Annotated in this window: 1 protein-coding gene; it reads right to left on the bottom strand. The window is 40.9% G+C overall.

The features are described 5' to 3' along the window. Nucleotides 1–179 precede the first annotated feature (179 nt). The coding region (locus tag AB4585_RS29085) for a helix-hairpin-helix domain-containing protein (protein ID WP_372172276.1) at nt 180–391 on the bottom strand (212 nt) is incomplete at its 5' end.

Here is a 391-nt window from a genome sequence, read left to right as displayed (position 1 = left end):
ATACAATCGTCCAAAAGTCGGTATCGATATTTGTGCCTCCTTGCCATCGATACTTTGGGGCCACAAAATAACTTGGTCACTCATAGGTTCGACTTGAGCAGTCAGACCACCTGCAAGGTGTGCAATTCTCCCACATGGGGGCCAATTTTTTGTCATAAGAACCTCATACTAGTAGACGTTCAAAGCACTCGACTAAGCTGTGCTATGATTTTTTGTGCGCTTACCCTTCCAATACCCTTGATGTTAATCAAGTCATCTTCAGTAAGGTGCGATAGTTCTTTGATTGTTTGGATGCCTGACTCTTTTAAAGAGGATGCAATTTTATCGTTAACTCCGTTTACAAGAGTAAGTTTTTCAGGCTTATCTAGATAGTATTCAAAACGTTCTGACT

The sequence above is a fragment of the Vibrio sp. 10N.222.49.C9 genome, from assembly GCF_041474985.1.
Taxonomy (GTDB): domain Bacteria; phylum Pseudomonadota; class Gammaproteobacteria; order Enterobacterales; family Vibrionaceae; genus Vibrio; species Vibrio crassostreae_C.
This window is presented reverse-complemented; position numbering and strand designations above follow the sequence as displayed.